Below are 25,495 nucleotides of genomic sequence, written 5' to 3'. Positions count from 1 at the left end.
GTGACGCAACGAACGACACAGAAAGCAGGGCACCGCATGGCCCCCACCATCGCGCACGGCGCCGAGTCGGCCTACGACTACGTCATCGTCGGCGGCGGCACCGCCGGCTGCGTGCTCGCCGCCCGCCTGAGCGAGGACCCCGACTGCCGCGTCTGCGTCGTCGAGGGCGGCCCCAGCGACATCGGCGACGAGCGCATCCTGCGCCTGCGCAACTGGATCAACCTGCTCGGCTCGGAGTTCGACTACGGCTACACCACCGTCGAACAGCCGCGTGGCAACTCCCACATCCTGCACTCACGGGCCCGAGTCCTCGGCGGCTGCTCCTCGCACAACACGCTGATCAGCTTCCTGCCGCTGCCTCAGGACCTCGACGACTGGGTGAGCCGGGGCTGCTCCGGCTGGGACCCGGCAACGATCCTCCCCTACCGCGACCGGCTGCTCACACAGATCGTCCCGGTCGCCGAGGCCGACCGCAATCCCATCGCCCAGGACTTCGTCACCGCGGCCTCCCGCGCCCTCGGCGTCCCCGTCGTCGACGACTTCAACGCCGAACCCTTCGCCGACGGCACCGGCTTCTTCTCGCTGGCCTACCAGCCGGAGGGCAACCTGCGCTCCTCCGCGTCCGTCGCCTACCTCCACCCCGTCCTGGACCGGCCCAACCTGACGCTCCTGCTGGAGACCTGGGCGCACCGGCTGCTCCCGGACGAGTCGGGCCGGCTGACCCGCGTCGCCGTCCGGGGCGCCGACGGCGAACCCGCCGCCGTGCGTGCCGAGCGCGAACTCCTGCTGTGCGCGGGCGCGATCGACACCCCGCGCCTGCTGCTGCTCTCCGGCCTCGGCCCGGCCGACGACCTGCGCGCCCTGGGCATCGGCGTACGGGCCGACCTGCCCGGCGTGGGCGAGAACCTGCTGGACCACCCCGAGTCCGTGATCGTCTGGGAGACCGCGGGGCCGCTGCCGCCCAACTCCGCGATGGACTCCGACGCCGGCCTGTTCCTGCGCCGCGACAAGGGCCAGCCGCGCCCCGACCTGATGTTCCACTTCTACCAGGTGCCGTTCACCGTCAACACCGAGCGCCTGGGCTACCCGGTGCCGGCCTACGGGGTGTGCATGACGCCGAACGTGCCGCGCGCCCGCTCCACCGGCCGCATGTGGCTGCGCAGCAACAACCCCGCCGAGCATCCCGCCCTGGACTTCAGGTACTTCACCGACGCCGAGGGGCACGACGAGCGCACCATCGTGGACGGGCTGAAGGTCGCCCGCGAGGTCGCCGCCACCGACCCGCTGCGCGACTGGCTCGTCCGCGAGGTCGCGCCCGGCCCGGACGTCGTCTCCGACGCCGACCTCTCCGAGTACGGCCGCCGCGTGGCGCACACCGTCTACCACCCGGCGGGCACCTGCCGCATGGGCGCCCCGGACGACCCGATGGCCGTCTGCGACCCGGAGTTGAGACTGCTCGGCGTCGAGGGCGTGCGGATCGTCGACGCGTCGGTGTTCCCGACGATGCCCACCATCAACCCGATGGTGACCGTCCTGCTCGCCGCCGAACGCGCCGCCGATCTGATCCTCGACCGCCCCGGCCCCGCGGAACAGGAGGCCCGACAGTGACCAGTCCGCAGCCCCCCGCTCCGGCGGCCGGGGCTCCCTCGGCAGAGCCCGGCTCGGAGTTCCGCAAGGACATGGGCCCCTGGGCCAACTTCGCCCTCGGCTTCACCTACCTGTCCCCGGTGGTGAGCACCTACACCCTCTTCGGCACCGCGATCGTCGACGGCGGACCGCCGATGATCTGGGCGTTCGTGCTGGCCGGCTGCGGACAGTTCCTCGTCGCGCTGATCTTCGGCGAGATCGTCGCCCAGTACCCCATCGCGGGCGGCGTCTACCCCTGGGCCCGGCGCCTGTGGGGCAAGCGCTGGGCGTGGATGACCGGCTGGGTGTACATGTGGGCGCTGCTGGTGACCATCACCTCCGTCGCCTACGGCGCCGGCCCCTACATCGCCATCCTCTTCGGCTTCGACACCACCGTGCACACCACCGTGCTGTGCACCGCAGTGCTGATCGTCATCGCCGTCCTCATCAACTACATGGGGACCAAGGCGCTGTCGGCGGCGGCCGTCATCGGCTTCGCCGGTGAGCTCATCGGCGCCCTCGTCGTCGGCATCTACCTGCTGTCCACCCACCGGCACCACGGCCTCGGCGTCATCTTCGACACGTACGGCGCCGAGGGGGACGGCTCCTACCTGCCCGCGTTCCTCGCCGCCGCGATCATCGGCTTCTACCAGTACTACGGCTTCGAGGCGTGCGGCGACACGGCCGAGGAGGTCGCCCACCCGGGCCGTGTCATCCCGCGCGCGATGCGCCGCACCATCTACATCGGCGGTGCCGCGGCCACGTTCACCTGCATGTCGCTGCTGCTGTCGGTCACGGACTTCAACGCGGTCATCTCGGGCGAGCAGGCCGACCCCGTGGTGGACGTGCTGTACGACGCCATGGGCGAGACCGGGGCGCGGATGGTGATGGCCGTGGTGCTGATCTCCTTCCTGTCCTGCACGATCAGCCTCCAGGCCGCGGCCGGGCGGCTCATCTACTCCTACGCCCGTGACGAGATGATCGCCGGGCACCGGCTGCTGCGGCGGTTCGCCCACGCCCGCGCGGTGCCCGGCTACGCGCTGTTCGTGTCCGCGGCGGTACCGCTGCTCATCGCCTTCGCCTCGCTGCTCTCCGAGGACGCCCTCACCAACATCGTGTCGTTCGCGATCCTCGGTATCTACGGCTCGTTCCAGATGGTGGTGCTGGCCGCGCTGCGCGCCCGGCTCAAGGGGTGGCGCCCGGCGGGGGAGTTCACCCTGGGCCGCTGGGGCCTCACGGTGAACGTCGGGGCGCTGGCCTACGGCATCTTCGCCATCGTCAACATCTGCTGGGCCCGCAGCCCGGAGAAGCCGTGGTACGAGAACTGGATCGTCCTGCTGTGCGGCGCGGTGGTGGTCGGTACCGGCGCGCTGTACATGTTCACCACTCACCACTACGGCCGCGGCGACGCACCCGCCGGTGACGCCGTGCCGAAGACCGGGGCCGTGTCGAAGGACTGACGAGCGGACGGGCGGCCCCCGCGTCAACGCCGCAGCAGCACCTTCCGGGTGGCGCGGGCCAGCCGGCGGACCGGGCGCCGCGATCGCGGCGCCGGCCCCGACCGCTCCAGCCACCACTCCCGCAGCTCCCGCCGCGCAGCGGCGTCCCCGGGCCGCCCGGCGGACAGCAGGTGCTCGGCGAAGGTGAGCGCGTCGCGCCGGTAGCCGCCGGTCATCGGCTGCGTCTGGGCGTACCCGAGGAAGGCCGTACGGTAGTCCGCCCCGAGGATCTCCGGCAGTTCCGGTGCGACCTTGCCCACGACGTCCGCCCGCTTCGCGGCGAGCGCCCGTGCCTGTACGCCGACCCGCACCCGGTCGAACCCCTCGGGCACGGGCGTCCCCGCGACCAGCGCCGACAGCAGCGCGGCCTGCGCGACCCCGAGCCGCTGCCGGGCCTCGTCGACGCTCCGGTGTTCGGGCCGGCCGAAGGCGCCCCGTGTCGCCTCGGCCGTCCCGGTCCGATGGCACCGCGGCGCCCCGGCCTCGCCGCGCACGGGGGCCTCGGCGCGGACCTCGCGCCGGCCTCCGGGCGCGGCCGCCTGCCGCCGCGCCGCGACCGCGTTGCCCGCCGCGCGCACCTCGGCCTTCACCCGCTCGACGGCCCCCGCCTCCACAGCCCGCCGGATGGAGGCCAACTCGGCCTCCAGCTCCGCCGGTTCCGGGAAGTTCTCGTCGCGTTCCAGCAGGACCCCCGGAGGGGACACGCGGGACGCGAGGTCGCTCAGGATGTCGAGGACCGGCCGGGGGACGGGGTGGGCGTGGCTGTCGTGCCAGACGCCGTCGCGTTCGAAACCGCCGGCGACATGGACGTAGGCGATGGCCTCCAGGGGCAGCTCGGCGAGGGCCTTGGCCGGGTCCTCGGCGCGGTTGACGTGGTTGGTGTGCAGGTTGGCCACGTCGATGAGGAGCCGGACGCCCGTGCGGTCGGCGAGCTCGTAGAGGAACTGGCCCTCCGTCATCTCCTCGCCCGGCCAGGCGATCAGTGCGGCGATGTTCTCGACGGCCAGCGGCACCGGAAGCGCCTCCTGCGCGATGCGCACGTTCTCGCACAGCACGTCGAGCGCGTCCCGGGTCCGGGGGACGGGCAGCAGATGGCCCGCCTCCAGGTGCGGAGTCGCCGTCAGCGAACCACCGGCCCGGACGAACGCGATGTGCTCGGTGACCAGCGGTGAGCCGAGTGCCTCCACCCGCTCGGCCAGCGCGGCCAGACGGCCGTCGTCGGGCCGGTCCGCACCCCCGAGGCCGAGCGAGACGCCGTGCGGCACCACGGTGACGCCGCGCTCGCGCAGCCGCCGCAGCGACTCGGGCAGATGCCCGGGGCAGACGTTCTCGGCCACGGTCTCGACCCAGTCGATGCCCGGCATGCGCTCCACGGCGTCCGCGATCTCCGGTCGCCACCCGATGCCCGTCCCCAGTCGCTTCATCGTCCCCTCCTCCGCACAGCCGGTTCCTCGAACGTGAGGGGGGTATGGCCCAGCCGCCCGCCCCCGAACCCCGCCACGGACGCCTTCAGAGGAACATTTGAGGTTCGGCCCCCGGCGGCCCGGGCTCCCGACCGACGTCCCGGGCCCACCGACGGAGGCACCAGGGTCGCGCCACCTCCCGATACGTCGTAGACCGGACGTATGCGCGATGGCAGCGAGCAGGCGCACGGCCCCGCGCGGAAGCGGGAACAGGAGCCACAGGCCCCGGCCCCCGCCCCGGCGGCCTCCCGGCGGTTGTGGGCCGCCGCCGGGGGACTCGTGGTCGCCGTCGGCACGGCCTATTTCCTGCTGCCGCTGGAGGGGTTCGGCGACGACCGCTCCTGGCTGGGCTGGCCGCTTTTCGTCCTGTGTCTGGGGCTGCTGGGCGTGCTGCTGCTGCGCCAGGTGCGCGACGTCGTGCTGGAGAAGCCGCACACCCGGCCCGGCGTCATGATCCCGCTGCTGATGTGCCTGGCCGTGCTGGTCTTCTCGTCGGGGTACTACACCCTCGCCCAGCGGCCGGGCCAGTTCACCGGCCTGAGCACCCGCGTCGACGCGCTGTACTTCACCGTCGTCACGCTCGCGACCGTCGGCTACGGCGACATCACCCCGAGCGGGCAGGAGGCCCGCCTGGTGACCGTCGCCCAGATCCTGTACACGTTCGTCTTCCTCACGGCGGGTGCCACCGCGCTCTCGCGCCGTCTGCACACGGTGGTCGCCGCGCGCGACCGGCACCCGCCGCCCTCCTGAACCGGGTCGGCCTCTACGCCGCGCGGGTGGAGCGGTAGTTGAACACCGACCACAGCACGAAGAGGCCGGTCACGATCATGATGATCGACCAGAACGGCTGGTACGGCAGCCACATGAAGTTCGCGATCAGCGCCAGCCCGACCACGACCGCGCCCACGACCCGGGCCCAGGCGGCCCCGGTGAACAGGCCGAGCCCGGCCGCCACCGCGAGCACCCCGACGATCAGGTGGATCCAGCCCCACGCGGTCAGGTCGAACTCGAAGACGTACTCGCCGAAGCTCGTGTACACCTCGTCGTCGGCGATCGCCGTGATGCCCTGGAGCACCGCGAACACGCCGTAGACGACCATCAGGGTGCCGCCGAGAGCGAGACCCCTGGTCGCCCAGGGATCGCCCGTACCGCCGGAGCCGGACCCGCCGGGCGTCCGGTCGGGGGCGGGCGGGGCGGGGGGAGGGGGCGCGGCGCTGGTCATGGCTGCCTCCTGGTGGGGTTGTCCGGTAACCCCACTGGAGCACCCGCCCAGGAGCGGCGCGCCTGCGGCTACTCCGAACGGGTGAGCGCCGGGCCGCCCGGCGCGTAGGGCTCCCGGCGCAGCGCCGGGTGGTCCGCGACCACGGTGCACGAGCCGGGCGCGATCTCCGTGAACCCCGCGTCGCGGACCACCGGCAGGCCGCTGCCCGTCAGCCCGGGCCAGCGCGCCGGGTCGGCCGGCCGCACGGCGAGCCGGAAGCCCGCGTCGTGCCAGGCGGCCCGCTCCCCGTCGGTCAGCTCCCACCAGGCCAGTTGCGCGGCGTGGCCGGCCTGGGCCATCGCCTTGCCGGCCGACATGCCGAGGTCGGGGTTCAGCCACAGCACGGGGGCGGCCGGGTCCGCGTCCACCGGCGGTTCCGGGTCGTCCAGGTCGGTGCCGGAGACCTGGAGCCGGGCCAGGTCCTTGGGCCAGCCGTCGAGCGGGACCGGCGGGAAGACCCGCACCTCGGCCGACTTGCCGGTGACGGTGATGCCGGGCAGCGCCTCCGCCCGCCGCCACTCGGCGCCGCGCGCCCGCCGCACGACCTTGCGGATCCTGGCGTCCTGCCAGTCCCGCACGGCCTGCGCCCACGGGCCGTCGCCGGCCGACCGCTCGTCGCTGAGGATCGTCAGCACGGCGCGCGCGGCCGTCTCCAGCGCGTCCGTCCGCGCCGGCGGGTCCGCCCGCTCGATCCGCACGACCAGCGGCAGCACGAACTGCGGTGCCGTGTCGCGGGCCGAGGGTCCGGACCGGAAGGGGCTGTCACTCACGGGCGTCGGGTCTTCGCTCACGAATCCCAGTGTGCCAGCCGGAAGATCGTGGAGGATGGGGCCCATGCGACCCGACCTGTGCCTGCAGAACGCGGGCCGCCGCTACGGCCTGCGCGGCCCCTGGGTGCTGCGCGGCGTCGACCTGACGGTGGCCCCGGGCCGGCTCGTCCGCGTCGAGGGCGCCAACGGCACCGGCAAGTCGACCCTCCTGCGGCTGCTCGCCGGCATCGACGCCCCCAGCGAGGGCCGGATCACCGGCCGCCCGCGCACCGCCTACGTCCCCGAGCGGTTCCCGCCGGCCCTGCCGTTCACCGCCGTCGGCTATCTCACCCACCTCGGCGCCGTGCACGGCCTGACCCGTACGGCGGCCGCCCGCGCCGCCGGCGAGTGGCTGGAGCGCCTCGGCGCCGCCGCGTACGCCGGGACGCCGATGGCGCGGCTGTCGAAGGGCACCAGCCAGAAGATCGCGGTCGCCCAGGCCCTGCTGGCGGAGCCCGAGCTGCTGGTGCTGGACGAGGCGTGGACGGGCCTCGACACCGACGCCCGCGCCGAGTTGGAGCGGGCGGTCGCCGAGCGCACGGCGGCCGGCGGGTCCGTGGTGTTCGTCGACCACGACCCGCGCCGCCTCGCGGGCCTGCCCGACGCGACGTACGCCGTACGCGACGGGAGCCTCGTCCCGTGTGCGGCGCCGGGGTCCGGCCCGTCCGGCCCGCACGTCACCGTCGTGGCGCAGGGCCCGCCGGACGGGCGGCTGCCCGAGGACGCGCACCGGGCGGTCGCCTCGGCCGAGGAGACCACGCCGGGCACCTACCGCCTCGCCGTCCCCGCCTCCCGCTCCGACGTCCTGCTCCGCGCCCTGCTGACGGCCCGCCCGCCCTGGCACGTGGTGAGCGTGGAGCAGCGGGCGGACACCCCGGGGAGCCCCCGATGACCGCCCTGATGGGCTACCACGCCGCCCTGCTGCTGCGCTCCCAGCGCTGGCTCCCGCCGTTCCTGCTGTACGCCGCCTTCCTCGCGATCAGCGTCCAGGCCGGGCAGCCGGTGCTCGACTCGCTCGGCTACGCGGCCGCCGCGCTGCTGCCCGTCGCCGCCTGGCTGGCACGGATCTGTGTCACGGCGGAGCCGCAGGCCGCGCGGGGCTGTGTGGCGGCCGCGGTCGGGCCCGCCCGTGCCCATGTGGCCTGCCTGCTGGTGGCGTTGTCCGGCGCGGTGACGCTCGGCACGGTCGCGGCCCTCGGCGTGACGCTGCTGAGCGCTCCGGTCGCCTCGGACCACCGCACCCCGGTCCCGCTCGCCCCCGCGTGCGGGGCCGGACTGCTCGCCGCGCTGGCCTGTGCCCTGCTCGGCACGGCGGTCGGCGCGCTCACCAGCCGGCCGCTGCTGCGGTCGCGGGCCCGTGCCGTCCTGGCTCTGCTGCTCGCGGCGCTGCTGTCCCTCGTGGCCACCGGCTCCCCGGCCCAGGCGGCGGTGCAGGGGCTGGTGACCGGCTCCCGGTCGGGCACCGTCCCGCTGCCGCTGCTGCCCCTGGCCGCGGCGGTCCTGGTCACGGCCGCCGCGCTGGCCCTGGCCGGTGCGCTCGCCGCCCGCAGATCAACCTGAGCAGGCGGTGCGCTGCGCCTCCTGCCACTCACAGACGGGGCAGAGGGTGATGCCCTTGTAGGACTCCGGATACTCCGTCGGCTCCCGGCACAGCACGCACTCCGCGTACGGCGGTCCGTCCGCCCGGGGCGGCCTGGTCGCGTCGATCAGGCAGTAGTCGTCCTCGCTCATACGTCCAGCGTAGGCCGGTCAGCGTCCCTCCGGGCGGGTCCGCGCACCGCTGCCGGCCGCCCCGATCAGCTCGGACACCTTCACGAACCGGAAGCCCTCGCGGCGCAGCCCCGGCACGATCGAGCGCACCGCCCGTTCGGTCGCCGGGGCGGCGCTGCGCGTGCAGTGCAGCACGACCACCGACCCCGGCCGCACGCCGTCCAGCACCTGCCGGGCGACCACCTCCGGGTCCGTCTCGAACGCGTCGCCGCCGACCACGTCCCACTGCACGGCGGTCACACCGGCCGGTGTCAGCGCCTTCAGCGCCCGCCGGTCGTAACAGCCGCCGGGGAAGCGGAAGTACGGCATCGGATCCGTCACACCGGCCTTCCGGAGGGCGGCGTACGCCCGCTCCACGTCCGACCGCATGCGCTTTTCGGGCACGGTGGGCAGGCCGTAGCAGTCCGGCGTGTACGCGTAGTGGCTGTAGGAGTGGTTGGCGACCTCGAACAGCGGGTCCCGGCCGATGGAACGGGCCTGGTCCGGGTACTGCTCGGCCCACCGCCCGGTCATGAACACGGTGGCGGGCACCTGCAGCGCGCGCAGCGTCGAGATCAGCCGCGGATGGTCGAACCGCTCACCCGCCGCCGCCCGGGCCCCCTGCCCGGCGGTCATGTCGGCGTCGAAGGTGAGGGCGACGGTCCTGCCGCGGGTGCGGGGGCCGTGCTCGAAGACCGGGGTCAGGCCGGTGGGGCCGGGGGCGAGGGTCGGAGGGCGCGACGGCGGTGCGGACACCGGCGGCGAGGGCGGCTGCGGGGGACGGCCGGCCCCGCACGCCGCGAGGGCCGTGCTCAGGGCGCACACCGCGGTGGCACGGCGGAGAAGGGTGATCACCGTATGAAGATATGAGCGGGATCGTCCTCTTATGCGTATCGGATGCGGGCATCACCCGGCCGTCAGATGTCCCGCTGCTCCAGCGGTTTGGTCGCCGGGCCCTGGATCACCTTGCCGTCCGTGTCGAAGCGGGAGCCGTGGCAGGGGCACTCCCAGGCGCGTTCGGCCGAGTTGAAGGCGACCAGGCAGCCCAGGTGGGTGCAGCGGGCGGAGACGCTGTGCAGATTGCCGTCGTCGTCCCGGTAGACGGCGAGGCGGTGGTGCCCGTCGGCGCGGACCACGGCGCCCTCGCCGGGCGGCAGGGACTCCACCGGCGGCGAGGGCCGCAGCCGGTCCCCGACGAAGTGGCCGGCGACCTTGGCCTGGGTCTTGAGGAACGCCGGCGCCTCCCGGACGGCGGGCTTCAGCCGGCGCGGGTCGTACAGCCCGCTCCACTCGCGCTCCTCGCCGGTGATCTGCGCCGCGAGCAGGCTGCCCGCCATGATGCCGCCGGTCATGCCCCAGCCGCCGAAGCCGGTCGCCACGTACGCGTGCCGGGCGCCCGGGTGCAGCGGGCCGACCATCGGCACGGTGTCGGTGGGGCTGTTGTCCTGCGTGGCCCACCGGTGGGTGACGTCCAGGTCCGGGAAGTGCTCGGTGGCCCAGGCGGTGAGGCGTTCGAAACCGGCCCGCGGGTCACCCGTGCCGGGCGTGAAGTGCTCACCGGTGACGATGAGCAGACGCCGGTCCCCGTCGTGCGGTGCCGTGCGCACCGAGCGGGTGTTCTCGTCGGGCGTGATGAACATTCCGTCCGGGTCCTGATCCGCGGGGATCGTCCCGGCGACGACCAGTTCGCGCTTCGGCGTCAGCCGGGTGAAGAGCAGGGCTCGGTCGAAGATCGGGTAGTGCGTCGCGACGACGACGTCCCGGGCCCGCACCGTCGCCCCGGTCGTGGTCGACAGCCGGCACGGCTCGCCCTCGTCCAGGCCGAGCACCGTGGTGCCCTCGAAGATCCGCCCGCCGTGTTCGACGAGGTCGGCGGCGAGGGCCAGCAGGTACTTGCGGGGGTGGAACTGGGCCTGGCCGGTGACCCGGACCGCGCCCGCCACCGGGAAGGGCAGCCCGGTCTCCGTCACGAAGGACGCGGGCAGCCCGGCCTCGGCGGCCGCCCGCGCCTCGGCGCGCAGCTCATCCACCCGTGCTGCGTCGCGGGCGTACGTGTAGGCGCTCCTGCTCTCCCAGGCGCAGTCGACGCCCAGTTCCCCGGCGATGCCGGCCGCGCGCTCGATCGCCTCGGACTGGGAGCGGGCGTACAGCCGCGCGCCCTCGGGGCCGCGGGTGCGGCGCAGCTTGTCGTAGACGAGCGTGTGCAGGGCCGTGACCTTGGCGGTGGTGTGCCCGGTGACCCCGGCCGCGACCCGCCCGGCCTCCAGCACCGCCACGCTCCGCCCGGCCCGCGTCAGCTCCCACGCCGTGCTCAGTCCGGCGATCCCGGCGCCGATCACCGCCACGTCGACGTCCAGGTCCTCCGTCAGGGCCGGATGGTGGCCGTCCGGTGCCGTCTCGATCCAGTACGAGCTGCTGACCTGCTGCTTCTCGCTCATGAGCCACCGGGTACCCCCGACTGCCCGCTTCAGTGGCCGGCGTGCCGCTTTACAGAAGGGGACCGACAGGGCTAACGTACAACCAAATGGTTGTAGATGAGCTGAACGACGAGACGGTGGACCGGCTGTTCCACGCCCTGGCCGACACCACGCGCCGGGACATACTGCGCCGCTGCGTGCGCGGGGAGCTGTCGGTCTCGCGGCTGGCCGAGGCCTATCCGATGAGCTTCGCGGCGGTGCAGAAGCACGTCGCCGTGCTGGAACGGGCCGGGCTCGTAGCCAAGCAGCGCAGCGGACGGGAGCAGCTCGTGCGCACCGACCCCGACGCGGTGGGCCGTGCCCGCCAGGCCCTCGACGAACTCGAGTCGGCGTGGCGCGGGCGCGTGGACCGGATGGCCCGGCTGCTCGCGGAGGACCCCGGTACCGAAGAGAACGACACCCCGGAAGGACCCGAGAGATGAGCGTCACCAGTGTCGACAAGGACCTCGACCACCTCACCCTCACCCTGATCGCCGACTTCGCCGCACCGGTGGAGCGGGTGTGGCGGCTGTGGGCCGACCCCCGGCAGCTGGAGCGCTGGTGGGGCCCGCCGTCCTACCCGGCGACCGTGGAGGAGCACGACCTGACCCCCGGCGGAGAGGTCACGTACTTCATGATCGGGCCGGAGGGCGACCGGCACCGCGGCTGGTGGCGCGTCACCTCGGTCACCGAGCCGACGGCCCTGGAGTTCACCGACGGCTTCGCCGACGACGACGGAAAGCCCAAGGACGACATGCCGACCACGTCCGTGACGGTGCGGCTCACCGAGCACGGCGGTGGCACCCGGATGGAGATGCGCTCCCTCTTCGACTCCCGTGAGCAGATGGAGCAGATGGTCTCCATGGGCATGGAGGAGGGCCTGAAGGAGGCCGTCGGCCAGATCGACGCCCTGCTGGCCGCCTGACCGCCCGGGTCAGGACTGCCGCAGCAGCCGCTTCCGGCACTCCGCCACGTCGAAGTCCGCCTCCGGGTACCGCGGATCCAGCTCCCGCAGGTGCTCCAGGAGCAGCGTGCTGACCGCCCAGTTGCGATACCACTTGTGGTCGGCCGGGACCAGGTACCAGGGCGCGTACGAGGTGCCGCAGCGCTCCAGGGCCCGCTCGTAGGCGTCCTGGTACGCGGGCCACAGGGCGCGGTCGTCGATGTCGGACGGGGCGAACTTCCAGCGCTTCTCGGGCTTGTCGAGGCGCCTGAGCAGGCGGCGGCGCTGCTCGTCGTAGGAGATGTGCAGGAAGCACTTGACCAGGGTCACGCCGTCGTCGGCGAGGGACCGCTCGAAACGGTTGATCCGCTCGTAGCGGCTTTCGATCACGGCGCGTGGCGCGAGGTTCCGGACGCGGGCGATCAGGACGTCCTCGTAGTGCGAGCGGTCGAAGATGCCCAGTTCGCCGGGGAGCGGGAGGGCCTTCTCCACGCGCCACAGGAAGGGGTGCGCGCGCTCCTCGGCGGTCGGTGCCCTGAACGCCGTGATCCGGCAGCCGGCCGGGTTGAGCAGGCCGATGACGTGCTTGACCGTGCCGCCCTTGCCGCTGGTGTCCATGCCCTGGAGGACCAGCAGGACGCGGCGCCGGTCGCCCGCGGTGCTCGCCGCCCACAGCCGTTCCTGGAGCCCGGCGAGCTGCTCGCCGATCCGGGCCGTGGCGGCCTTGCCCGCGGCCTTGCCGTCCGGGCCGCCGGGGGTGGCGGCAGCGTCGTGACGGGCCAGGTCGACCGGCTCGCCGCCGGGCAGACGCAGCCGCTCCCACAGCGAGGTCCCGCGCTCGTGGCCGTCCTCGTCCGCCCCGTCCGTCTCCGCCTCGTCCATCTCCGTCACCGGCCCCTTTCCGGTCCTGTGCCTCGATCGTCCGCCGGGGCGCCGGGTTCCGCACCCGGCGCCCCGGACGGGGGCAGAGCCGTGCCTACCGGCGCCAGGGGCCCGTCACCGCGAACGTGGTGCCGGGGGTGTAGCAGTTGACGTACATCGTCTCGCCGTCGGGCGAGAAGGTCACCCCGGCGAACTCACCCCACTCGGGCTCCTCCGGGGTGCCGATGGTCTGCCGGTTGCGGGCCATCGGGTACACCTCGCCGCGCCGGGTCACGCCGAAGACGTGCTGGGCGCCGTTGCCGTCCTCGCAGACCATGAGGCCGCCGCTGGGCGCCAGGCAGATGTTGTCCGGCGACTCTCCCGGCATCTGCACGTCGGTGTCCGGACCGAAGACGATCACCAGGGTGAGCCGTCGCCGGTCCGGGTCGTAGCGCCAGATCTGCCCGAAGTGGTCGGCCGCCGACCCCTCCGCGCTGCGGGCGAACGACGACACGAAGTACACCGACCGGCCGCCCCAGTAGCAGCCCTCCAGCTTCTGCGCGTGTGTGATGCCGCCCCGGCCGAAGTCCTGGAGCCGGACCGGCGTCTGCGCCGCCTGCGGATCCGGTACGTCCACCCACTCGATGCCGTCGAACTCCGCGCCGATGTCCTGGATCGAGGACAGGTCCGGCACGCCGGGCACGCGCATGGCCTGGAGCCGCCCGCCCGCGCGCAGCGAACCACGTCCGCCCAGCGGCCTGTCCGGCAGGAAGCGGTAGAACAGGCCGAAGGGCTTCTGGAAGGCGTCCTCGGTCTCGTACACCACGCCCCGCCGGGGGTCGATGGCGATCGCCTCGTGCTGGAAGCGGCCCATCGCGGTCAGCGGTACGGCTCCCGTGCGGTGCGGATCGACCGGGTCGACCTCGAAGATGAAGCCGTGGTCCTTGGCGTAGCCGTTGGTGCCGGCCTTGTCCTCGGTCTCCTCGCAGGTCAGCCACGTGCCCCACGGGGTGGGGCCGCCCGCGCAGTTCACGGCCGTGCCGGCGATCGCGACGCGTTCCGACAGGACGTTGTCGCGGGAGTCCAGGGTGAGGGCCGTGCAGCCGCCCTTGCCCGCCGGGTCGTAGGTGAGCCCCTGGACCGTCGGGACCGGGACCCTGCCGTCGGCGCGGTTCTCGTGGTTGCGGACCAGATGGACCCGGCCGCCTCTGCCCGCGAAGGCCGACATGCCGTCGTGGTTGGAGGGGACCTTGCCCTCGCCGGAGCGGAGCGGGTCTCCCTCGCGGGAGAGGACCCGGTAGCGGAAACCTTCCGGCAGGTCGAGCAGGCCCTTCGGGTCGGGGACGAGCGGACCGTAGCCGCCGCCGTGGCCGAGGGTCTGGGCGGCGGCGGTGCCGGCGAAGAGTTCGGACAGGGCACCGGAGAACGCGATCCCGACGCCCAAGGCGCCCGTCCCGGCGAGCACCTGACGTCGTGTGGCGATACGACCGGATTCGGTCATGGGGAAACCTTCCTGCTGGCGGACAGGAACTGTGATCCCGCTGTGTCTATCACCTGCTGCGGGTCGCGGGAACCACGCGCGTAGCGTGGCTCACTGCTCGACCGCGCGCCGCAGCTCGTCGATGGCCTGTTCTGTCGTGTCGACGGGGTGTTCCACCGGCGCCGGTGCCTGCCGGCTTCCCTCCTGGCGGGCCCCTTCCTCGGGGGCTCCCTCCTGGTGGCCCCGCTCCAGGAACCGCAGGAGCTCCACCGGGATGGGCAGTACCAGCGTGGAGTTCTTCTCCGCCGCCACCGCCATGACCGTCTGGAGCAGGCGGAGCTGGAGCGCGGAGGGCGTGTCGGCCATCTGGTGGGCGGCCTGGGCCAGTTTCTTCGAGGCCTGGTACTCGGCGTCGGCGTTGATCACCCGGGCGCGCCGCTCGCGGTCGGCCTCGGCCTGGCGGGCCATGGAGCGCTTCATCGTGTCGGGCAGGGACACGTCCTTGATCTCCACCCGGTCGATGGTCACCCCCCATTCCACGGCCGGGCTGTCGATCATCAGCTCCAGGCCCTGGTTGAGCTTCTCGCGGTTGGACAGGAGGTCGTCCAGTTCGCTCTTGCCGATGATCGAGCGCAGGGAGGTCTGTGCCATCTGGGAGACGGCGAAACGGTAGTCCTCGACGTTGACGACCGCGGCCGCGGGGTCCACGACCTTGAAGTACACGACCGCGTCGACCCGCACGGTCACGTTGTCGCGGGTGATGCCCTCCTGGGCGGGCACCGGCATGGTCACGATCTGCAGGTTGACCTTACGCATCCGGTCCACCGCGGGGACGATGAGATTGAACCCCGGCCGCCGCACCTCCCCGTGCAGCCGCCCGAGCCGGAACACGACCCCGCGCTCGTACTGCTTGACGACCCGCGCCGCCGAGGCCAGATAGACCAGCCCTCCGGCTCCGGCCGCCGCCACCGCCCCGATCAGCTCTTCGACCATGCCGACCTCCCCGTCCAGAGGTCCCGATTCGTCCGTTGCTGTAACGATATGCCTGGACTCGGGGTCGGGGCCATGCCTCGGGGCCGGGGCCGCACACGCGAAGGTCCGGGGCGCGCCCCTGGGGCACGCCCCGGACCAGGGGTGTGGGAGTTCCGGCTACGTCGCTACGCGGCCGTGACCTTCTCGGCCTCCGGTGACGGCTCCGGCTCGTGGACCTTCACCGGCTCCGTGCCCGTCGCGCTGTGGCGTTCGGCCCAGCTCTCCAGGGCCGTGCGGCAGGCGTGGTCGAGGTGGTGCAGACCCGAGAGGTCGAGCTCGACCGGGCGGTCCTGGGGCAGTGCCTCCAGGCTGTCGAGGATCTTCGGCAGCCGCAGGAAGGTCGCGTTGCCCGACAGGTACGCCTGGATCGGACCGGCGCCCTTGTCGATGACCTCGAGCTTGACGTGCGAGGCCTCCCAGGCGGTCTTGACGACCGACAGGGCCAGACCGATGAGCACGCCCTCGAACATGTTCACCGCGACGATCGACACGGCGGTGACGACGAGGATCAGCGCCTCACCCTTGTGCGCCCGCCACAGCGCCGCGACCTGGCGGAACGGGATCAGCTTCCAGCCCGCGTGCACCAGGATGCCGGCCAGGGCGGGGAGCGGGATCAGGGCCAGGGCCCACGGCATCGCGGCGGCGAACAGCAGCAGCCACACGCCGTGCAGCACACGGGACGCCTTGGTCTTCGCACCCGCGTTGACGTTCGCCGAGCTGCGTACGATCACCGCGGTCATGGGCAGCGCGCCGAGCAGACCGCACACGGTGTTGCCCGCGCCCTGGGCGATCATCTCCTTGTTGTACTGGGTGCGCGGACCGTCGTGCAGCCGGTCCACGGCCGCCGCGCTGAACAGGCTCTCCGCGGAGGCGATCAGCGTGAACGCGATGATGGTGCCCCAGATGGCCGGGCCGGCCAGCTCGCCGAAGGCCCCGGCCCCGGGCGGCTGGATGACGCCGAGCAGGCCCTCCACCTCGACCGTGGCGACCGGCAGGCTGAAGGCGAGCGTGGCGAGCGTGGCCAGGACCACCGCCGCGAGGGCGCCCGGCACCGACTGCACGGCCTTCGGCAGCTTCTTCCACAGCACGATGACGGCGATCGTGCCCGCGCCGATCGCGAGCGAGATCATGGCCTCGGTGCTGCCCAGGGCGTCGGCGAACGCCCCCGGCAGCCCCACGATCTTGCCGATGCCGGTCTCCGGCGCCTTCAGGCCCGCCGCCGCGTAGATCTGCCCGGCGATGATGACCAGACCGATACCGCAGAGCATGCCCTCGACGACGGAGACGGATATCGCCCTGAACCAGCGGCCTATCCCGAGGAAGCCCATGGCGAGTTGGAGCAGACCGGCGAGCAGCACGATCACACCGAGTGCGGCCACCCCGAACTCGCTGACGGCCTCGAAGACCAGCACGGTCATGCCGGCGGCGGGCCCGGACACCTGGAGGCTGCTGCCGGGCATCAAACCGGTGACGAGGCCGCCCACGATGCCGGTGATCAGGCCGAGTTCGGCCGGGACACCGGAGGCGACGGCGACGCCGACGCAGAGCGGCACGGCGACGAGGAAGACGACGATGGAGGCGAGGAAGTCCTGCCTCAGGTAAGGGAACTTGGTCATGGTGTCCCTCACAGGGTCTCGAAGGTGTCGGTCTCCGCGTGGTGCTGCCACACGGTTCCGGTGTGCACTTCGTAGAACCATGCGTGCAGGCCGAGTCGGCCCTCCGCCAGCCGGCGCTCGATGCACGGGTACGACCGCAGTCGCAGCACCTGGGTGAGGACGTGGTTCTGCACGGCTTCGGCGACCGTCGGGTCGGCCGGGTCCTCGCACTTGGGCTGTTCGGCGGCGTGCGCGAGCCAGTCGCGCACCGCCGGTACGGCGGCGAGGTCGTCGCCCCGTACCACCGCGCCCACGGCACCGCAGTGCGAGTGGCCGCAGACCACGATGTCCTTGACGCCGAGCACTTCCACGGCGTACTCGATGGTGGCCGCCTCGGAGGTGGGGTGCTCCAAGGCGTACGGGGGGACGATGTTGCCCGCGGTGCGCAGCTCGAAGAGCTCGCCGGGCCGGGCGCCCGTGATCAGGGCCGGTACGACCCTGGAGTCGGAGCAGGTGATGAACAGGACGTCGGGGGACTGGCCCTCGGCGAGGCGGGCGAACTCCTCAGGGCGCTGTCCGAACATGCGGGCGTTGTCGATGAGGGGTTGCATGAGTGTGGTGACTCCTCCTGGCGCGCAGTGGGGGCGCGTCGGACGGGCATGACAGAGGTGGGGGATGGAACTGCTCAGTTCCTCAGCAGCGGAAGACCTGAAGCGCTGCCGGAGTGTGCGACGCCGAGGATCTCGACGTGCGTTCGTGCGCGACGCCGGGTCTGTCCCGGTCCGGTGCTGTCGGCGTCATGTGCCTCAGCGGGGTCCGCTCGGGCGCCGAGGGCGCGGAGTCGGTGCTGTGGAACCGGTCGCGGGTCCGCAGGGGGCCGGTCGGGCCCCCGTGGTGTCCGGCGCGGCAGGTCGCGATCTCGTCGCGCAGAGCCTTCCCGGAAGATTTGGTTCCGGGGCGCGAAGACATGCCGGAGGGTTCAGTTCCGGGCTGAGCCTTGGCCTCGACTTCACTGGGCGTGTGCGCGGATGCGAAGGATGCCGTCGGTGCGAAGAACTGAAGGGCGAGCAGGACGGCGGCGAGGAGCGACACCACGGTCCGTGCCGTCGTACCTCGGTACATGCGCCCCCCTTCAGGTGATTCGCACATCTAGCGATGACCAACACTTGGTCAATGGCTGGTCAAGAAACACGTTAACCCTGCAAAGTCGTTTGCAGGGTTAACTTAACGTTTCAAGCTGAAGAGAGCCTGAAAACCGTGGGTGGGTTGGCTTGAACCAACCCTTGCCGCACGGCGGTTGGCGCGATATTGGGGCTGTGGTTACCGGGAGTTCGCCAGCTTGGCCGCGTCGCGGGCCAGGGCGGTGAGCCGGGAGATGGCCCGGAAGTACTTCTTGCGGTAGCCGCCGTTCAGCATCTCCTCGCTGAAGAGCTGGTCGAAGGGCAGGCCGGAGGCCAGCACGGGCACTTCACGGTCGTAGAGCCGGTCCGCGAGGACGACGAGCCGGAGTGCCGTCGACTGGTCGGGAACCGGCCGCACGCCGGTGAGGCAGACGGCCTTGATTCCGTCGGTCAGGGCGCCGTACCGGCTGGGGTGCACCCGGGCCAGGTGTTCCAGGAGGGGCGAGAACGCGTCGAGTGAGGCGCCCTCGGTGGCGTGCGCCGCGGTGGTCACCTGTTCGTCGGAGTACGGCGGCGGCGCCTCGGGCAGGCCGCGGTGGCGGTAGTCCTCGCCGTCGATGCGCAGGGCGCGGAAGTGGGCCGACAGGCCCTGGATCTCGCGCAGGAAGTCGGCCGCGGCGAACCGGCCCTCACCGAGCTTGCCGGGCAGCGTGTTGGAGGTGGCGGCGAGCGCGACGCCCGCGTCGACGAGCTTGCCGAGCAGGGTGGAGACCAGGACGGTGTCGCCGGGGTCGTCGAGCTCGAACTCGTCGATGCAGAGCAGGCGGTGGCCGGACAGGGTCTGGACGGTCTGCTGGAACCCGAGGGCGCCGACCAGGTTGGTCAGCTCCACGAAGGTGCCGAACGCCTTGCGGGCGGGCTCGGCCGGGGTGGCGTGCCAGAGGGACGCCAGCAGGTGGGTCTTGCCGACGCCGTAACCGCCGTCGAGGTAGACGCCGCGCGGGCCGGCCGGGGCCTTCTTCGGCGCCCTGCCGAAGCCGAACAGCCGCCGCCTGCCCGAGTCGGCCGTCCCGCCCAGACCCGCCGCGAAGCCCTCCAGGACCCGGACGGCCTCCGTCTGGCTCGGCTGGTTCGGGTCGGGGATGTACGTGCTGAAACGCACCGAGTCGAACCGCGGCGGCGGCACCATCTCGGCGACCAGCCGATCCGCGGGTACGTGCGGCTCACGCGCGCACAGGGAGAGCGGGGCCGCGTCGGTCATGGGGCCGGTTCCGGAGGGGGCAGGGGAGGAGGACACGGTTCACCATGCTACGGGGCGTGGAACACTGCACGGCATGCGACGTCTGTTCCCTGTGACCGATGAAACAGCAGCTCCGGACCCGGGCGGGAGGCCCGCGGAGGCGGCTCGTGACGGGGCCGGACGGGAGTGGAGTCTGGCCGAGCTGGCCGCCGCGTACGCCTATCCCGCGGCGGGGCCCGGCGGGCCGCTGCCGTGGCTGCGCGCCAACATGGTGTGCACGCTGGACGGGGCCGCCCAGCACGACGGCCGTTCGCAGCCCATCTCCAGCGCGACCGACATGCGGATCTTCGGCACACTGCGGGCGCTGGCGGACGTCGTGGTCGTCGGCGCGCAGACGGTGCGCCAGGAGGGGTACCGGCCGGCACGCGCGCGTGCCGAGTTCGCGGAGGCGAGGGAGGCGGCCGGGCAGGGCCCCGCACCCGCGATCGCGGTGGTCTCCGCCAGCCTGGACCTGGACTTCTCGCTTCCACTGTTCACCTCGCCCCTGGTGCCCACCCTGATCCTCACGGGGGCCTCGGCCGCCCCGGACCGGGTCGCCGCCGCCGAGAAGGCGGGCGCCCGGGTGGTCACCGCCGGGGACGGCATCGGCGTGGATCCGGCCCGGGCCGTCCAGGCCCTCGCCGCCCTCGGCCACACCCGGCTGCTGACCGAGGGCGGCCCGCGGCTGCTCGGGCAGCTGGTGGCGGCCGGTGTGCTCGACGAGCTGTGCCTGACCGTCTCCCCGATGCTCACCGCCGGCGACGCGCAGCGCATCGCAGGGGGGCCCGCCGTCACGGTGCCGCAGCGCTTCAGGCTGGTGTCGATGCTGGAGGAGGACGGCTTCCTGTACACGCGGTACGGGCGGTCCTGACGTACTGAACCGCCCGGCACGGGGTACAGGTGTCGGCGGCCGCACAGCCGAACCGGTCGGTAGGCCCGGAATCGGGGCGGTGGTCGTCGCCGGTCCGGTCATCGACGGAATGTGCCGTTCCGTTTGGTTTCCTGAAGGCACACTGGATCCGGCAGTGCCCGTGCGAACACGGGGCAGGATGGTTTCCGCAGGGCCCGGCACGGCCTACGGAGGAGTGGGGCCGCGGGCCCCGGGAGCAGAAGGGGCGCCTGGTGTTCACAAGCGTATTGATGATCGAGAAGGCCCTGACGTCCGCCGACGTGGAGTTCGTCACGACCTTGCACGGGGAGGAGCCGGTCTCCTTCCAGGTGCTGCTCCAGCCGCGCGGCGAGCAGGCGGACCGGCTGCTGCGGGCCATCGACGACGTCGCGCTCGGCGAGCTCGACGAGGCCGTCCGCGAGGGGGAGACGCCGGAGGGCGAGGAGGCGCTGAGCGTCGGGCAGCGGGCGCTGGAGGTCTCACTCGCGGCGTTGCGGGCGTCCGGGAGCGGGGCCGAGGGGCGGCTGATCGAGGATCATCCGCTGGACGCGCTGAAGTCCCTGGTGGAGGAGGTCGGCGCGGATGAGGTCATCGTGCTGACCGACCCCCACTACGTGGAGGAGTTCTTCCACCGGGACTGGGCTTCCCGGGCCCGGCACAAGGTGGGCGTGCCGGTGCTGAAGCTGTTCTCGCACAGCAAGGCGTAGCCGTCGGCGGTGTCAACGGCTGTGAACGCTTCGGCATAGGCTGTGCCGCTGAACGTTCCGCACACGTACAGGGAGACACGCATGGCACCCGGCCTTCCCACCGCCATGGACCGACCGCACTTCATCGGCATCGGTGGGGCCGGGATGTCGGGGATCGCGAAGATCCTCGCGCAGCGCGGGGCCGTCGTGGCGGGCAGTGACGCCAAGGAGTCGGCGACGGCCGAGGCGCTGCGGGCGCTGGGCGTGACGGTGCGCATCGGGCACGCCGCGGAGCACCTGGCCGACGATGCCAGCTGTGTGGTCGTGTCGTCGGCGATCCGGCAGGACAACCCCGAGCTGGCCCGCGCGGCCGAGCTCGGCATCCCCGTCGTGCACCGCTCCGACGCGCTCGCCGCCCTGATGGAGGGGCTGCGCCCGATCGCGGTCGCCGGTACGCACGGCAAGACGACCACGACCTCGATGCTGGCGGTGTCGCTGAGCGAACTGGGCCTGAAGCCGTCGTACGCGATCGGCGGGGACCTGGACGCGCCCGGCTCCAACGCGCAGCACGGCGAGGGCGAGATCTTCGTCGCCGAGGCGGACGAGTCGGACCGCAGCTTCCACAAGTACGCGCCCGAGGTCGCGATCGTCCTCAACGTCGAACTCGACCACCACGCCAACTACGCGTCGATGGACGAGATCTACGAGTCGTTCGAGACGTTCGTGGACCGCGTCACCGAGGGCGGCACGCTGGTGATCGCGGCCGATCACGAGGGCGCGCGGGAGCTGACCCGCCGGGTCGCGGGACGCGGCGTGCGGGTGGTGACGTACGGCGAGTCGCAGGACGCCGGCGTGCGCATCCTGTCGGTCGTGCCGCAGGGCCTGAAGAGCCAGGTCACCGTGGTGCTGGAGGGCGAGGAGCTGACCTTCACGGTCTCCGTGCCCGGCCGCCACTACGCGCACAACGCGGTGGCCGCGCTCGCGGCGGGTGTGGCGCTCGGCGTCCCCGCCGAGGAGCTGGCTCCCGCGCTGGCGGCGTACACGGGCGTGAAGCGGCGGCTCCAGCTCAAGGGCGAGGCCGCGGGTGTGCAGGTCATCGACTCCTACGCGCACCACCCCACCGAGATGACCGCCGACCTGGAAGCCATGCGCGGCGCGGCGGGCGACGCCCGGATCCTGGTCGTCTTCCAGCCGCACCTCTTCTCGCGGACGCAGGAGCTGGGCAAGGAGATGGGCCAGTCCCTGGCCCTGGCGGACGCCTCGGTCGTGCTGGACATCTACCCGGCCCGTGAGGACCCGGTCCCCGGCGTGACCAGCGAGCTGATCATCGAGGCGGCCCGGGCGGCGGGCGCGGACGTGACGCCGGTGCACGACAAGGCGGACGTGCCCGCCGTGGTCGCGGGAATGGCGAAGCCGGGGGATCTCGTTCTCACCATGGGAGCGGGCGACGTCACCGACCTCGGCCCGCGCATCCTGGACCGTCTGTCGAACTGAGGGGCTGGAGGCTCATGCCGTACGACGTCGAGAAGCCGGACGAGCAGTGGCGCGCGGAGCTGACGCCGGGCGAGTACGCGGTCCTGCGCCAGGCGGCCACGGAGCCCGCCTTCACCGGTGAGTACACCGACACCAAGACGCGGGGCGTCTACTCCTGCCGCGCCTGCGGGGCGGAGCTGTTCACCTCGGACACGAAGTTCGAGTCGCACTGCGGCTGGCCGTCCTTCTTCGACCCGAAGGACACCGACGCGGTGGAACTGATCGAGGACCGTTCCCACGGCATGGTCCGCACGGAGGTGCGCTGTGCGCGCTGCGGCTCCCACCTCGGACACGTGTTCGAGGGTGAGGGATATCCGACGCCCACCGACCAGCGGTACTGCATCAACAGCATCGCGCTGCGACTGGCGCCCGAGGAGGCCTGAGCCAGCCGCCGGTGAATCGGTGAACCACAGGGCCGTTGACTAATGGCTCAGTGAGCCAGAGGATGTCCGGGGTGACCTCCTCCGCGCACATGTCCGCAGATCCCGCCGGCCTTCCCGTCGACCTCGACGAGGCCGCCCACCGCTGTCTCGTCGCGGGCTTCGACGGGACGACGGGTGTCCCGGACGAGCTCAAGCGGCTCGTCGACCGGGGGCTCGGCGGGGTCATCCTCTTCACCCGCAACGTGCGGGACGCGGAGCAGGTGCGGCGGCTCACCGGGGAGCTGCGCGCCCTGCGGCCGGATCTGCTCGTGGGCATCGACAACGAGGGCGGCGGGATCGGGCACCTGGTGGGTGCCGGCGCTCCCGAGGTGCCCGGGTCCTTCGCGCTCGGTGTCGCCGACGACCCCGGACTGACCGCCCGGTGCGCCGACGCCCTCGCCGGGCATCTGGCCTCGCTCGGCATCACGGTCTCCTACGCGCCGGTCGCCGACCTCCAGCACCATCCGCGCAACCCGATCGTGCGCACCCGCTCCTTCGGTGCCGAGCCGGTGCTCGCCGCCCGGCATCTGCGGGCCTGGATCGCCGCCACCGAGCGGCGGGGCGTCGCCTCCTGCGCCAAGCACTTCCCCGGCCACGGCGGCACCGAGACCGACAGCCATCACGGCATCGCGGTCGACCCGCGGCCGTACGACGAACTGCGGGCCGACCTGGAACCGTTCCGGGCGGCCGTCGGCGCGGGCGTGCCGATGCTCATGAGCGCGCACGTCGTCTTCCCGGCGCTGGACCCCGAGCGGCCCGCCACCCTGAGCCGGCGCATCCTGGGCGATCTGCTCCGCCACGAGCTGGACTTCGACGGGGTCCTGGTCAGTGACGCGCTGGAGATGAAGGCCATAGCCGACCGCTACGGCGAGGCCGCCGGGGCGCGGATCGCCCTCGCGGCGGGGGCCGACCAGGTCATCGTGGCCGTGCCGGACCTGGAGGTCACCCTGGCCTGCCGGGACGCGGTGCTCGGCGCGCTGGGCTCCGGCGTGCTGCCCGAGGAGCGGCTCCGGGAGGCCGCCGGGCGGGTGCGGCGGCTCGCAGAGCGGTACGCGGCTCCGGCCGGGGCGGTCGGCGGCTGGGACGCGGGGGCCGGGCTGGAGGCGGCCCGCCGGGCCGTCCGCGGCGGCCCGGTGCCGGCGGCCGTGCGGGGCGCCCACGTCGTCGACCTGTTCCCGCCGCCGCACCCCGCGCTCAACTGGGGCGGCGAGGACCTGCTGACGGCAGTGCGCGCCGTCGATCCCGCGGCCACGGGCACCGCGGTCAGCGGGGAGCCGGCGGACCCGGCCGCCCTGGTGGCGGAGATCCTCGGCACGGCCGGTGACGCGCCGCTGGTCGTCGCCACCTGCGATGCCGGGCTGCACCCCTGGCAGGAACGGCTGCGCGCCGCCCTGCTGGCCCGGCGGCCCGATGCCGTACGGGTCGACACCGGGCTGCCGGAGGGCGGCGCGCTGTGCTCCTACGGGCGCGGGCGGGTGAATCTGCGGGCCGTCTCCGAGGTGCTGGCGGGCGGCTGAGCCCCTACGGCACCCGTACGACCTCCTTGATGCCGCGCGCCGCCAGGTACGCGGCGTCGTCCACCCGGGCCGCCAGGACCACCGCCGGGCGGACGCCCTCGGTGCGCAGGGCCATCCACGCGTCGAAGTACGCGCCTCCCGGCCCGGACACGGAACGCGTGGACGGTGTGCAGTCGAGGACGAGGGCCGTGTCGCGGGGGCGGGCCGGATGGTGCCCCGCGCGGACCTCGGCGACCGTCTCGGCGAGGGCGGTCGCGATCGGCTTGGCGCCGCCCCGCGCGTCGAACAGGCCCAGCGTGTACTCCAGTTCCGGGTAGTCGGCCAGCGAGCGGTCCACGTCGTGGGAGCACCACCACGTCACGCCCCACAGGCCCTCGCACCCGGCCGCGTTCCGTACGGTCGCCCGGGCGAACTCGGGCGCGTCGGCCGCCGGGACGTGCGGTTCCGGGGCGCCGGTCTCCTGGACCCAGACCGGGCGGGCCGGGTCCTCGGCGTAGGCCTTGGCGAGTTCCGTGCCGTACTCGGCGAGGTGCAGCACCTGCGGGGAACGGGGGCCGTAGCGGCGGGCGCAGTCGCCGGAGAACACCCAGGGGTGGACGGTGGTGACGTCACCCTTGCGGGCCGATGCCTGAGGAGTGAAGGGGTGGTCGTCGCCGTACCAGGCGGCGTCGTAGGCGGAGTGGGTCGCGAGCCGGCCCCGGGGCAGGTGCTCGCGGGTGGCGGCCAGCAGGGTGTCGAGGTAGTGGTCCACCTCGTCCGGGGTCACCGGGTTGTGCTCGACCAGGTTGTTGAGCTCGTTGCCGAGCTGGAGGCCGATGAGGTTGGGGCGGTCGGCGAGGGCGCGGCCGAGGGTCCGCATGAGCTCGGCCTGGGCGGCGACGGCCTCCGGGTCGGTGAAGACGTTGCGGTGGTGCCAGCTGCGGGTCCACTCCGGGTAGAAGTCGAAGCTGGACAGATGGCCCTGCACGCCGTCCACCAGGACGTCGAGACCTGCCTCGGCCGCCAGGTCGACCAGGTGCGCCAGCTGGTCCACGGCGGCGGTGCGGATGAGTGTGCGGTTGGGCTGGAGGAGCGGCCAGAGATGGAAGACCCGGACGTGGTCGAGGCCGAGCGCGGCGATCTGGTCCAGGTCCTCGCGGGCGTGCTTCGGGTCGAAGTCGTGCCAGGAGTGGAACCAGCCGCGGCGGGGCGTGTAGTTGACGCCGAAGCGGAGCGTAGGGATGGGATCCTCCTCGGGTCGAGGCTTGCCCTGGGTGAATGCATCAATCACCATA

The 25,495-nt window shown here is 72.9% G+C and carries 25 protein-coding genes; 12 read left to right on the top strand and 13 right to left on the bottom strand.

Going from position 1 to position 25,495, the window contains the following annotated elements; translation table 11 throughout:
• The first annotated feature begins 36 nt into the window (after positions 1–36).
• Together SCNRRL3882_RS09285 and SCNRRL3882_RS09280 are read left to right on the top strand one after the other, a co-directional pair.
• Entirely contained in the window at positions 37–1,608 is a 1,572-nt protein-coding gene (locus tag SCNRRL3882_RS09285) for a GMC family oxidoreductase (protein ID WP_010034049.1), read from the top strand.
• Positions 1,605–3,086, top strand: a complete 1,482-nt coding sequence (locus tag SCNRRL3882_RS09280) for an APC family permease (RefSeq protein ID WP_029180759.1) — start codon at positions 1,605–1,607, stop codon at positions 3,084–3,086. Before SCNRRL3882_RS09285 ends, SCNRRL3882_RS09280 begins: the two co-directional genes overlap by 4 nt.
• 23 nt (positions 3,087–3,109) lie before the next feature.
• Here the strand turns inward: SCNRRL3882_RS09280 and SCNRRL3882_RS09275 are convergent, their stop codons facing one another.
• Positions 3,110–4,549, bottom strand: coding sequence for a DUF692 domain-containing protein (locus SCNRRL3882_RS09275; protein ID WP_010034053.1), 1,440 nt, complete (start codon positions 4,547–4,549; stop codon positions 3,110–3,112).
• Between the two features lie 201 nt (positions 4,550–4,750).
• Here SCNRRL3882_RS09275 and SCNRRL3882_RS09270 point away from each other — a divergent pair, with 201 nt between their 5' ends.
• A complete protein-coding gene (locus SCNRRL3882_RS09270; protein WP_010034054.1) occupies positions 4,751–5,338 on the top strand; it encodes a potassium channel family protein in 588 nt (195 codons plus the stop codon).
• A gap of 13 nt (positions 5,339–5,351) precedes the next feature.
• Here the strand turns inward: SCNRRL3882_RS09270 and SCNRRL3882_RS09265 are convergent, their stop codons facing one another.
• Positions 5,352–5,810, bottom strand: a complete 459-nt coding sequence (locus tag SCNRRL3882_RS09265) for a DUF7144 family membrane protein (protein ID WP_010034057.1) — start codon at positions 5,808–5,810, stop codon at positions 5,352–5,354.
• A gap of 68 nt (positions 5,811–5,878) precedes the next feature.
• Complete coding sequence (locus tag SCNRRL3882_RS09260; RefSeq protein WP_050810166.1) at positions 5,879–6,640, bottom strand: aminoacyl-tRNA hydrolase; 762 nt, start codon at positions 6,638–6,640, stop codon at positions 5,879–5,881.
• Between the two features lie 43 nt (positions 6,641–6,683).
• Between SCNRRL3882_RS09260 and SCNRRL3882_RS09255 the strand changes: the two genes are divergently transcribed.
• Both SCNRRL3882_RS09255 and SCNRRL3882_RS09250 read left to right on the top strand, forming a co-directional pair.
• A complete protein-coding gene (locus SCNRRL3882_RS09255) occupies positions 6,684–7,550 on the top strand; it encodes an ABC transporter ATP-binding protein (RefSeq protein WP_010034060.1) in 867 nt (288 codons plus the stop codon).
• Positions 7,547–8,218, top strand: a complete 672-nt coding sequence (locus tag SCNRRL3882_RS09250; RefSeq protein ID WP_010034061.1) for a hypothetical protein — start codon at positions 7,547–7,549, stop codon at positions 8,216–8,218. Before SCNRRL3882_RS09255 ends, SCNRRL3882_RS09250 begins: the two co-directional genes overlap by 4 nt.
• On the opposite strand, the gene SCNRRL3882_RS09245 is transcribed toward SCNRRL3882_RS09250, so the two are convergent.
• The 3 genes from SCNRRL3882_RS09245 to SCNRRL3882_RS09235 all read right to left on the bottom strand — a co-directional run bounded on the left by SCNRRL3882_RS09245 (position 8,210) and on the right by SCNRRL3882_RS09235 (position 10,845).
• Positions 8,210–8,389 (bottom strand): hypothetical protein, encoded by a 180-nt coding sequence (locus SCNRRL3882_RS09245; RefSeq protein ID WP_010034064.1) that lies wholly within the window; start codon positions 8,387–8,389, stop codon positions 8,210–8,212. The two genes, SCNRRL3882_RS09250 and SCNRRL3882_RS09245, sit on opposite strands and share 9 nt — an antisense overlap.
• 18 nt (positions 8,390–8,407) lie before the next feature.
• Positions 8,408–9,262, bottom strand: coding sequence for a polysaccharide deacetylase family protein (locus SCNRRL3882_RS09240; protein WP_010034067.1), 855 nt, complete (start codon positions 9,260–9,262; stop codon positions 8,408–8,410).
• A gap of 62 nt (positions 9,263–9,324) precedes the next feature.
• Positions 9,325–10,845, bottom strand: coding sequence for an FAD-dependent oxidoreductase (locus SCNRRL3882_RS09235; protein WP_010034069.1), 1,521 nt, complete (start codon positions 10,843–10,845; stop codon positions 9,325–9,327).
• 86 nt (positions 10,846–10,931) lie between these two features.
• Between SCNRRL3882_RS09235 and SCNRRL3882_RS09230 the strand changes: the two genes are divergently transcribed.
• Both SCNRRL3882_RS09230 and SCNRRL3882_RS09225 read left to right on the top strand, forming a co-directional pair.
• Positions 10,932–11,306, top strand: coding sequence for an ArsR/SmtB family transcription factor (locus tag SCNRRL3882_RS09230; RefSeq protein ID WP_010034071.1), 375 nt, complete (start codon positions 10,932–10,934; stop codon positions 11,304–11,306).
• Positions 11,303–11,788 (top strand): SRPBCC family protein, encoded by a 486-nt coding sequence (locus SCNRRL3882_RS09225; RefSeq protein ID WP_010034074.1) that lies wholly within the window; start codon positions 11,303–11,305, stop codon positions 11,786–11,788. The genes SCNRRL3882_RS09230 and SCNRRL3882_RS09225 overlap by 4 nt, the downstream gene beginning before the upstream one ends.
• A gap of 9 nt (positions 11,789–11,797) precedes the next feature.
• Here the strand turns inward: SCNRRL3882_RS09225 and SCNRRL3882_RS09220 are convergent, their stop codons facing one another.
• From SCNRRL3882_RS09220 to zapE, 6 genes are all read right to left on the bottom strand, one after another.
• Positions 11,798–12,688 carry a PPK2 family polyphosphate kinase gene (locus SCNRRL3882_RS09220; protein WP_050810167.1) on the bottom strand — a complete coding sequence of 297 codons (891 nt, stop codon included), beginning with the start codon at positions 12,686–12,688 and terminating at the stop codon, positions 11,798–11,800.
• Positions 12,689–12,782: 94 nt separating this feature from the next.
• The gene (locus SCNRRL3882_RS09215; RefSeq protein ID WP_010034081.1) at positions 12,783–14,168 is read right to left on the bottom strand and encodes a PhoX family protein; all 1,386 of its coding nucleotides are present in this window, start codon (positions 14,166–14,168) and stop codon (positions 12,783–12,785) included.
• Between the two features lie 90 nt (positions 14,169–14,258).
• Positions 14,259–15,140 (bottom strand): slipin family protein, encoded by an 882-nt coding sequence (locus SCNRRL3882_RS09210; RefSeq protein WP_010034084.1) that lies wholly within the window; start codon positions 15,138–15,140, stop codon positions 14,259–14,261.
• 164 nt (positions 15,141–15,304) lie between these two features.
• Positions 15,305–16,795: a SulP family inorganic anion transporter gene (locus SCNRRL3882_RS09205; RefSeq protein WP_010034086.1), complete on the bottom strand. Its 1,491-nt coding sequence runs from the start codon at positions 16,793–16,795 to the stop codon at positions 15,305–15,307.
• 8 nt (positions 16,796–16,803) lie between these two features.
• A complete protein-coding gene (locus tag SCNRRL3882_RS09200) occupies positions 16,804–17,385 on the bottom strand; it encodes a carbonic anhydrase (protein ID WP_010034087.1) in 582 nt (193 codons plus the stop codon).
• A 709-nt stretch (positions 17,386–18,094) separates the two neighbouring features.
• A complete protein-coding gene (zapE, locus tag SCNRRL3882_RS09190) occupies positions 18,095–19,156 on the bottom strand; it encodes a cell division protein ZapE (protein WP_010034093.1) in 1,062 nt (353 codons plus the stop codon).
• Positions 19,157–19,229: 73 nt separating this feature from the next.
• Here zapE and SCNRRL3882_RS09185 point away from each other — a divergent pair, with 73 nt between their 5' ends.
• The 5 genes from SCNRRL3882_RS09185 (at position 19,230) to SCNRRL3882_RS09165 (ending at position 24,221) form a co-directional block, all read left to right on the top strand.
• Positions 19,230–20,045: a pyrimidine reductase family protein gene (locus tag SCNRRL3882_RS09185; protein WP_029180761.1), complete on the top strand. Its 816-nt coding sequence runs from the start codon at positions 19,230–19,232 to the stop codon at positions 20,043–20,045.
• A gap of 251 nt (positions 20,046–20,296) precedes the next feature.
• Positions 20,297–20,770, top strand: coding sequence for a hypothetical protein (locus tag SCNRRL3882_RS09180; RefSeq protein WP_010034099.1), 474 nt, complete (start codon positions 20,297–20,299; stop codon positions 20,768–20,770).
• Between the two features lie 81 nt (positions 20,771–20,851).
• A complete protein-coding gene (gene murC / locus SCNRRL3882_RS09175) occupies positions 20,852–22,243 on the top strand; it encodes a UDP-N-acetylmuramate--L-alanine ligase (protein WP_010034101.1) in 1,392 nt (463 codons plus the stop codon).
• Between the two features lie 14 nt (positions 22,244–22,257).
• Positions 22,258–22,665 carry a peptide-methionine (R)-S-oxide reductase MsrB gene (msrB, locus tag SCNRRL3882_RS09170; protein ID WP_010034103.1) on the top strand — a complete coding sequence of 136 codons (408 nt, stop codon included), beginning with the start codon at positions 22,258–22,260 and terminating at the stop codon, positions 22,663–22,665.
• An 89-nt stretch (positions 22,666–22,754) separates the two neighbouring features.
• Positions 22,755–24,221: a glycoside hydrolase family 3 protein gene (locus SCNRRL3882_RS09165; protein ID WP_086012464.1), complete on the top strand. Its 1,467-nt coding sequence runs from the start codon at positions 22,755–22,757 to the stop codon at positions 24,219–24,221.
• Between the two features lie 4 nt (positions 24,222–24,225).
• Here the strand turns inward: SCNRRL3882_RS09165 and SCNRRL3882_RS09160 are convergent, their stop codons facing one another.
• Positions 24,226–25,494, bottom strand: a complete 1,269-nt coding sequence (locus SCNRRL3882_RS09160) for a glycoside hydrolase 5 family protein (RefSeq protein WP_010034106.1) — start codon at positions 25,492–25,494, stop codon at positions 24,226–24,228.
• Between the last annotated feature and the right edge of the window lies 1 nt (position 25,495).

It is taken from the genome of Streptomyces chartreusis NRRL 3882, from assembly GCF_900236475.1.
GTDB lineage: Bacteria > Actinomycetota > Actinomycetes > Streptomycetales > Streptomycetaceae > Streptomyces > Streptomyces chartreusis_D.
Note: the sequence above shows the minus strand (reverse complement) of the source record. Positions and strands in the feature narration are given on the sequence as shown.

Excerpts from the sequence above, each read along its gene's own strand:
- SCNRRL3882_RS09285 (WP_010034049.1), top strand. The coding sequence starts at position 37 with ATGGCCCCCACCATCGCGCACGGCGCCGAGTCGGCCTACGACTACGTC.
- SCNRRL3882_RS09275 (WP_010034053.1), bottom strand. The coding sequence starts at position 4,549 with ATGAAGCGACTGGGGACGGGCATCGGGTGGCGACCGGAGATCGCGGAC.
- SCNRRL3882_RS09270 (WP_010034054.1), top strand. The coding sequence starts at position 4,751 with ATGCGCGATGGCAGCGAGCAGGCGCACGGCCCCGCGCGGAAGCGGGAA.
- SCNRRL3882_RS09265 (WP_010034057.1), bottom strand. The coding sequence starts at position 5,810 with ATGACCAGCGCCGCGCCCCCTCCCCCCGCCCCGCCCGCCCCCGACCGG.
- SCNRRL3882_RS09255 (WP_010034060.1), top strand. The coding sequence starts at position 6,684 with ATGCGACCCGACCTGTGCCTGCAGAACGCGGGCCGCCGCTACGGCCTG.
- SCNRRL3882_RS09250 (WP_010034061.1), top strand. The coding sequence starts at position 7,547 with ATGACCGCCCTGATGGGCTACCACGCCGCCCTGCTGCTGCGCTCCCAG.
- SCNRRL3882_RS09245 (WP_010034064.1), bottom strand. The coding sequence starts at position 8,389 with ATGAGCGAGGACGACTACTGCCTGATCGACGCGACCAGGCCGCCCCGG.
- SCNRRL3882_RS09235 (WP_010034069.1), bottom strand. The coding sequence starts at position 10,845 with ATGAGCGAGAAGCAGCAGGTCAGCAGCTCGTACTGGATCGAGACGGCA.
- SCNRRL3882_RS09230 (WP_010034071.1), top strand. The coding sequence starts at position 10,932 with ATGGTTGTAGATGAGCTGAACGACGAGACGGTGGACCGGCTGTTCCAC.
- SCNRRL3882_RS09225 (WP_010034074.1), top strand. The coding sequence starts at position 11,303 with ATGAGCGTCACCAGTGTCGACAAGGACCTCGACCACCTCACCCTCACC.
- SCNRRL3882_RS09220 (WP_050810167.1), bottom strand. The coding sequence starts at position 12,688 with ATGGACGAGGCGGAGACGGACGGGGCGGACGAGGACGGCCACGAGCGC.
- SCNRRL3882_RS09215 (WP_010034081.1), bottom strand. The coding sequence starts at position 14,168 with ATGACCGAATCCGGTCGTATCGCCACACGACGTCAGGTGCTCGCCGGG.
- SCNRRL3882_RS09210 (WP_010034084.1), bottom strand. The coding sequence starts at position 15,140 with ATGGTCGAAGAGCTGATCGGGGCGGTGGCGGCGGCCGGAGCCGGAGGG.
- SCNRRL3882_RS09205 (WP_010034086.1), bottom strand. The coding sequence starts at position 16,795 with ATGACCAAGTTCCCTTACCTGAGGCAGGACTTCCTCGCCTCCATCGTC.
- SCNRRL3882_RS09200 (WP_010034087.1), bottom strand. The coding sequence starts at position 17,385 with ATGCAACCCCTCATCGACAACGCCCGCATGTTCGGACAGCGCCCTGAG.
- zapE (WP_010034093.1), bottom strand. The coding sequence starts at position 19,156 with ATGACCGACGCGGCCCCGCTCTCCCTGTGCGCGCGTGAGCCGCACGTA.
- SCNRRL3882_RS09185 (WP_029180761.1), top strand. The coding sequence starts at position 19,230 with ATGCGACGTCTGTTCCCTGTGACCGATGAAACAGCAGCTCCGGACCCG.
- murC (WP_010034101.1), top strand. The coding sequence starts at position 20,852 with ATGGCACCCGGCCTTCCCACCGCCATGGACCGACCGCACTTCATCGGC.
- msrB (WP_010034103.1), top strand. The coding sequence starts at position 22,258 with ATGCCGTACGACGTCGAGAAGCCGGACGAGCAGTGGCGCGCGGAGCTG.
- SCNRRL3882_RS09165 (WP_086012464.1), top strand. The coding sequence starts at position 22,755 with ATGTCCGCAGATCCCGCCGGCCTTCCCGTCGACCTCGACGAGGCCGCC.
- SCNRRL3882_RS09160 (WP_010034106.1), bottom strand. The coding sequence starts at position 25,494 with ATGGTGATTGATGCATTCACCCAGGGCAAGCCTCGACCCGAGGAGGAT.